2 protein-coding genes and 1 pseudogene are annotated in these 7,747 nt (G+C 57.7%); all 3 read right to left on the reverse strand.

The window, feature by feature from the left end:
* Nucleotides 1–3,064: pseudogene (locus tag Q0L30_RS00170) on the reverse strand (efflux RND transporter permease subunit); the annotation flags it as partial.
* Between the two features lie 75 nt (nt 3,065–3,139).
* The gene (locus Q0L30_RS00175; RefSeq protein ID WP_296649658.1) at nt 3,140–6,286 is read right to left on the reverse strand and encodes an efflux RND transporter permease subunit; all 3,147 of its coding nucleotides are present in this window, start codon (nt 6,284–6,286) and stop codon (nt 3,140–3,142) included.
* Between the two features lie 3 nt (nt 6,287–6,289).
* Nucleotides 6,290–7,555, reverse strand: a complete 1,266-nt coding sequence (locus tag Q0L30_RS00180; RefSeq protein ID WP_296649660.1) for an efflux RND transporter periplasmic adaptor subunit — start codon at nt 7,553–7,555, stop codon at nt 6,290–6,292.
* Nucleotides 7,556–7,747 lie beyond the last annotated feature (192 nt).

Raw genomic sequence — 7,747 nt, forward strand, 5'->3', positions numbered from 1 at the left:
GTGACGATCACCGATACGGTGAGTCCGCCGATGATCGAGCGCGCCAAGGGAGCGTACTGCTCGCTCCCCGCTTCCAGCGCCAGCGCCATGGGGATGAGGCCGAGAATCGTGGCCAGCGACGTCATCAGAATCGGGCGTAAGCGCACGCGGCACGCCAGGGCGACGGCCTCGCGGATGCGCATACCCTCGCGGCGGTAGTTGCGCGTGACGTCAACGATCAGGATGCTGTTCGACACCACGATGCCGGTCATCATGATCAGACCCATGAGCGACATGACGTTTAACGTTGTGCCAGTAATGAGAAGGAAAGAATCACGCCCGTGATCCCCGAAGGGATCGCAAGCAGAATGATGAAGGGATCGATGAACGAGGCAAACTGCGCCATCAGGATGAGATACACGAGAACGACAGCCAACAGCAGCCCGACGCCGAAGCTCTTGAACGATTGCTGCATGGCCAGCACCGAGCCACGCACCTCTATGCGGATATTCGGCGGCAACTTGGTGTCTTTAATGATGTTGTTCACCTGCTTCGATAGTGCACCCAAGTCTTCGCTCTTAGGAGAAACGTATACGTCGATTATGCGAAAGAGTTGGTAGTGATCGACCTCGGTAGGCGTGTTGATCATCTTAATGTTGGCGAGGTTCTCCAGTACGGTGGGATTGGTGTGGTCGGGCGCGTGCAGCGGAATCTGCTTGAAATCTTCCATGGTCATCGAGCCGATCTGCTGGTTGGTGTACTGCACCGTGAGGAAGTAATTGTTGCCGTTCTTGGGATCGACCCAGTAACTGGGAGCGATCATGCCATTCGAAGTCAACGCGGTTACGACGTTATTCACGACGTCGCTGGCGGTGAGCCCGAGTCGCGCCGCCATTTCGCGGCGAACATCGAGTTGCAGGCCGGGATAGTCGAGGTCCTGAGGAATCAACAGGTCGCTGACGTTTCTGAGCGAGCGCAGCTTGCGCGCGATTTCGCTGGCCACTTCATACGCGGCGTGCTGGTCGTTGCCACTGACCTGGATGTCGATCGGTGCGGGCATGCCCTGATTCACTACAGAATCGACCAGGCCGCCGGTCTGGAAATAGGTGGAGACTTCCGGCAGGTCGGCGGCTAGTTTTCGGCGCACGCGGTCCATGTAGGTGAACGTACTGAGCTTGTGTTCCTTGTGCAGGCTGACTTGCACAAACGCTGTGTGCTGGCCGGAGTTGCTGGTGTAGATCGACGAGAGATCGGGCGTGAGACCGATGTTGGAGACGATCATCTGCAGGTCGTCTTTATCGACTACCTTACGAATATCATTCTCCACGTGCGCGACAAGGTCATTGGTGACCTCGAGTCGCGAGCCGGTAGGCGCTTTGAGATTGATGACGAATTGACCGGGGTCAGTGCGGGGGAAGAAGGCCACTCCGAGAAAGGGATAGAGCAGCAGGCTGGCTACGAACAAAGCCATAATAATGACGATCGTCGCCACAGGGCGGGCCAGAGCCTTGTTCACCGCAGCGTCGTAAACCATCAGGAGCCGGTCATAGCGCCGATTGAAGCCCCTCACAAGTCGGCCGAAGGTATTGTCCGGATAGTGTCCGCCTTTACCGTGGGCAGTCTTGATAAATTTTGCACAGAATAGCGGCACCACGGTCATCGCCACCAGATACGAAGCGGCCAGGGCCAACACCACTCCGAGCGCGAGCGCCATAAATAAGTAACGGCTTACCCCATACAAAAACACGACCGGGAAGAACACAATGGCTGTGGTGAACGTCGCCGCCAGGACCGCAAGTTGAACTTCCTGACCTCCACGTTCGGCGGCGGTGACCGCATCTGCGCCCTCCTCCATATGCCGGAAGATGTTTTCCAGTACCACGACGGAATTGTCGATGAGTCGCGAGAGGACGAGCGCAAGTCCGCCGAGCACCATGGTGTTGATGGAGCTTCCAGCAGCGTTCAACAGCAGAAACGCGGCGAGGCATGAGATGGGGATCGACAACAGAACGGAGATCGTCCCGCGCACCGAACCGAGGAAAATCAGGATCATGACGGCGGTGAGCACGAGCCCAATGCCGCCTTCGCGCAGAACATTCGAGACCGCGGTCTTTACATATTGAGACTGGTCGAACACCACCGTTGCGATCAGTGACTTGGGAACATCGAGCAGGTTCTTGATGCGATCGCGGACGCCGTTGACGATCTGGATAGTGTTGCTGTTGCCGCCTTGCTTCAGGATCGGGAGATACACCGACTTCTGGCCGTCGACGCGCACGATGTTGTACTGGATGGCGGACGAGTCTTCGGCGTGCCCGACATCGGCGAAGCGCAGGACGCTGTTGCCGATGGCTTTCAGGGGCACGTCGTTCATGTCGCCCGTCGTCGGAAGCTGGCTGTTGCTGTAAATGTTGTAGTCGCGGGGACCGATGCGGACGTCGCCTGCGGGCAGGATGGTGTTGGCTTCGTTAACAATCTGCACGACATCCATGGGACTGAGCTGCGCCGCCTCGAGTTTTACGGGATCAATGTAGAACTGGATCTGCCGGTACTTGCCGCCGAAGGGTTGCGGAACGGATGCCCCCGGCACGTTGGCGATCTGGTTGCGAACCGTAAACTGAGCCTCGTCATGCAATTGAGTTTCGGTTAGGTCCTTTCCCTTCACGGTAACAAGGCACACCGGCAAGCTTGAAGCATCGAACTTCAGCACCACCGGCGGGAGCGTTCCCTGCGGCAGGCGGCGTAGATCAGCCATGGCGAGATTGGCGATCTCGCTCACCGCCGCGTCTGGATCGGTGCCCGGCTGGAAGTAAATCTTGATCAGGCTGACACCAGTAAGCGATCGCGATTCGATGTGGTCGATGTTGCTGCCAAGAGTAAAAAATCGCTCGAAGGTGTCGGTTATGTCACCCTCTATCTGCTGCGGCGGCATCCCGCTATAGAACGTCGCCACGACCACTACCGGAATCTGAATTTGCGGGAACAGATCCACTGGCATGCGAGTGACGGTGGTCGCGCCCACGACAACGATGCCCAGGCAAAGCATCAGGATGAAGAACGGGTTCCGAATCGCGAAACTAGGCATCGAAGGGCACCCGCTTCTTCCATAGCAACAGCAGCCTGGCGCAGTCGCGGTGCGAAGCGTTCATGACACTTCGTGTCACGCCTGCACCTCTATCTCGGCTTTTTCCTCTTTGCGGTGCATGAGGTAATAAGCCGCCGGCACCAGAAACAGGGTCACGAGGAACGAGAACATCAGGCCGCCGATGATGGCGCGCGCCAAGGGTGCGTACTGCTCGCTTCCGGCCTCCAGCGCTAGCGCCAAGGGAATGAGGCCCAGGAATGTCGCGAAGGTAGTCATCATGATCGGTCGCAACCGCACATGACAGGCATTCTTGATGGCTTCGGTCACTCCCTGCCCCCTGCGACGCAACTCGCGTGTGAACTCAACAATCAGGATGGAGTCCGACACGACGATGCCAACCATCATCATCACGCCCATCAGCGACATGATGTTGATGCTGGTGTGCGTGATCAGCAGGAACAGGATGACGCCCGTGAATCCTGGCGGTACTGCCAAAAGAATGATGAAGGGGTCACTGAACGAAGCGAATTGCGCCATCAGAATTAAGTACACCAGCACAATGGACAGCGACAGTCCGAGAGCGAAACTGCTGAACGATCGCCGCATGGCGATCACAGAACCCCGCAGTTGCACACGGGTATTGGGCGGCAAGTGCGTATTACGGATCAGGTCCTCGACCCTCCTGGACAACCTTCCGAGGTCTTCGCCTTTGGGCGAGACGAAAACATCGATGACACGGAACAGCTGGTAGTGGTCAACCTCGGTGGGAGTGTCGATCAAGTTGATGTCCGCCACGTTCTCCAGCACCGTGGGCTGGGGATTGTTCGGCGCGTGCAACGGAATTTGCTTGAAGTCCTCCATTGTCATTTTGCCGATCTGATCCGGCGTGTACTGGACGGTAAGAAAGTAGTTGTTACCGGTCCTGGGATCGATCCAGTAGCTCGGCGCGATCATGCCGTTAGAGGTCAGTGCGGTCACCACGTTGTTCACCACGCCCTTGGCAGTGAGACCGAGGCGCGCCGCCATCTCACGGCGAACGTTCAGTTGGAGGCCCGGGTAGTCGAGGTCCTGCGGAATCAGCACGTCGCTTACCTCGTCCATCTTCCGGAGCTTGCGCGCCATCTCGGTCGCCACGTCGTAGGCCGCCTGCTGATTGTTGCCTGTCACCTGAATATCGATGGGCGCCGGCATGCCCTGATTCACGATCGAATCAACCAGTCCGCCCGTCTGGAAAAACGTCGATAGCTGCGGCAGGTCGCTCGATAGTTTCCGCCGCACGCGGTCGATGTATCTGAAGCTGCTGACCTTGTGTTCTTTCCGCAATTGCACTTGTACGAACGCGGTGTGCATCGCGGAGTTCGTGGTGTAGATGGAGGAAAGATCGGCGTTGACGCCAATGTTGGAAACGATCATCTGCAGATCCGCGGGATCGATGACCTGTCGGATGTCTTCTTCAACTCTGGTGATGTAGTCGTTCGTGAGCTCGATCCGAGTACCACTCGGTGCCTTGATGTTAATGACAAACTGGCCGGGATCCGTGCGTGGGAAAAACGCCACGCCCAGCAGCGGAGACAGTGCAAGGCTGAGCACGAAAATCCCCATGATGACGCCGACCGTCATCTTGGGGTTCTGAAGCGCCTTCTGGAGGTACTCGTCGTATTTTCGGAGCACGTAATCGTAGCCGCGGTTGAACGGAGCCAGAAGGCGCTCAAGCCATCCGCCTTCACGCTCGCCGTGAGCCTCGTTGCCGTGTGCCGACTTAATGAACTTTGAACAGAACAATGGCACCACTGACATCGCCACCAAATACGAGGCGGCCAGCGCCAACACCACGCCTGCCGCCAGCGCGGTGAACAGGTACTTGCTGACGCCCGAAAGAAACACCACCGGAAAAAATACGATTGCCGTGGTGAAGGTCGCCGCCAGTACTGCAAGAGCGACTTCCCTGCCCCCTTCTTCAGCAGCCGTGGTCGGGGCTTCGCCCATTTCCAGATGACGGAAGATGTTTTCTAGCACCACCACCGAGTTATCGATCAGGCGCGACAGCACCAGCGCTAAGCCACCCAGAACCATCGTGTTGATGGTGCTGCCGAAGGCATTCAGCAGAAGAAATGCAGCCAGGCAAGAGATCGGAATCGACAGCAAAACCGAAATCGTGCCCCGCAATGATCCCAGAAACACCAGAATCATCAGCGCGGTCAGGCCGAGTCCCATACTGCCTTCGCGCAATACATTCGCGACCGCGATTCTCACGTATTCGGACTGGTCAAACACCACGGACGCAATCAGCTCGCGCGGAATATCGAGCAGTTTTTTGATACGATCGCGCACTCCGTTGACGATCTGGATGGTGTTGCTGTTACCTCCCTGTCGAAGGATGGGGAGGTACACCGACTTCTGCCCGTTGACGCGGACGATGTTGTATTGGATGGCAGAAGAATCCTCCGCATGTCCGATGTCGCCGAAGCGCAGCACGTTATTGCCGATGGCCTTCAGCGGAACTTCATTCATTTGTTTGACGTCCGGCAGCTGGCTGTTGCTGTAGATGTTGTAGTCCAGATTGCCGATACGGACGTCGCCGGCCGGAAGGATGCTGTTGGCCTTGTTGATCGCCTGCACCACATCCATTGGACTGAGTTGCGCCGCCTCGAGCTTTACCGGATCGATATAGAACTGGATCTGCCGATACTTGCCCCCGAATGGCTGCGGAACGGAAGCTCCCGGAACGTTGGCGATCTGGTTGCGCACGTTGAACTGCCCCTGATCATGCAGCTGGGTTTCTGTCATACCCTTGCCTTCAAGAGTCACGAGGCAAACAGGCATGCTGGAGGCATCGAACTTCAGCACCACCGGGGGCAGTGTTCCCTGCGGCAGCCGGCGCAGATCGGCCATGGCAAGGTTTGCAATCTCACTCACCGCTGCATCAGGATCAGTACCCGGTTGGAAATAAACCTTGATTAGGCTTACTCCGGTAAGCGACCGCGATTCGATGTGGTCAATGTTGCTGCCCAGCGTAAAGAAACGTTCGAACGTGTCCGTAATGTCGGCTTCGATTTGCTGCGGTGGCATTCCGCTGTAGAACGTCGCCACCACCACCACGGGAATCTGGATCTGCGGAAACAGGTCCACGGGCATGCGGTACACGGTGGTCACGCCCACGACAACGATGCCCAGGCACAACATCAGGACGAAGAACGGATACTTGATCGCAAATCCTGACATGCCTTAGTCCGCTTCTTTCCCGGGATTTTCTGAAGCCACGACGCTTGGCTTGGGGGTGACCACTTCGCCGGGTTGATAAGCGCCCAGGTTCCCGACGATCACCTTCTCTCCCTCGTTGAGTCCGGCGAGGATCTCAACCTTGTTCGAACTCTGGACGCCCAATTTAACTTCTCGCGTCTGCACGCGGTTCTCTGGGTCAACAACCAGTACGCTGGTCTTGTTGTCATTGCGCTGAATTGCTTCGACCGGAACAGTCAGAGCATCGGGCCGGCTGTTGGCATCCAGCCGAACGTCGGCGTACATGCCGGGCTGGAGATGGTAGCTGGGATTGGGAACGTCAATCTCGACCTGCATGGTTCGCGTCGAGGGGTCCAGAGCATCCGTGAAACGCGAGACCTTACCCGTAAAATGCTCACCCGTTGCCTGCACCTGCACGTCGGCCACATCTCCGATCTTGACTTTCGCTGCGAGCGATTCTGGCACAGGTACGCGCAATCGCAGGACATTGACCTGGGCCAGCGTAACAACCGGCAGGCCGCTCGAAGTGGAAGTACCGGCCTGCACCAGCGCTCCGGTATCGGAGAAGCGCCAGGTAACCACGCCGTCGTATGGGGCAACGATGCGCGAATAGTCCATGAGCGCTGAGTAGCGTTCCTGGTCAGCCTTGGCGACGGCCAACTGTTGACGGGCCGCGGCCAACGCCGACTTGGCCGCATCGACCTGGGCCTGCGATGCGCGGTCCTTGGCGGTGGCATCATCCAGCTCCTGTTGCGCGATCAGCCCGGGACGCGCCTTGTCGGCACTCACCAGCCGGTCGGCATTAGCATGCAAGGCGACGTTATCGGCTTGAGCGCGCATTACATTGCTTTGGGCCCTTTGGATCTCTTCTTCGGCATGGTGAACGGCCGCCTTGGATGCGTCCACCTGCGCTACCAACTCGGGAATCTCCAGTACCGCGAGTACTTGTCCTTGATGAACGCGATCTCCTATATCGACATAAATGTTGCGGATATATCCCGCTTCCTTGGCGTGCAATTCAACGTTCTGGTAGGGCACAAACTGCCCGGCGATCGAAAGCGAGTTGGCCACCGTCTGGCGCTTGACCATTGCAACCGCAGCATAGACGACTTGATTGCCGTCTCCCGTATTGTCGGCGCTGGCACGAGATGGGCCTCCGGTACGCACGCGTATGACGACCAGCGCCAGGATCAGTATGGCGACGGCGGCACAGGCCCACAGAAGCAGCTTTAGATTCCGAAGCAACGTCATGAAATTCCTTCAAGCAAGCGAAGTGGTAGCTTGCGAGTTTCAGCCGCCGGGGACAGAAAATTTCCGACGACAACCTTAGGGTCGCGAAGAGAGAAAAATGGCGGAGACTACCGCAGCGGCGGGGGGCGCAGAAACCGATGGAGATACTGCTGCCTGCGCGACTCGCGAGCTACGGTTCCGCACAAGGCATGA

The organism is Paraburkholderia sp. (assembly GCF_024281035.1).
GTDB lineage: Bacteria > Pseudomonadota > Gammaproteobacteria > Burkholderiales > Burkholderiaceae > Paraburkholderia.

Excerpts from the sequence above, each read along its gene's own strand:
- Q0L30_RS00175 (WP_296649658.1), bottom strand. The coding sequence starts at position 6,286 with ATGTCAGGATTTGCGATCAAGTATCCGTTCTTCGTCCTGATGTTGTGC.
- Q0L30_RS00180 (WP_296649660.1), bottom strand. The coding sequence starts at position 7,555 with ATGACGTTGCTTCGGAATCTAAAGCTGCTTCTGTGGGCCTGTGCCGCC.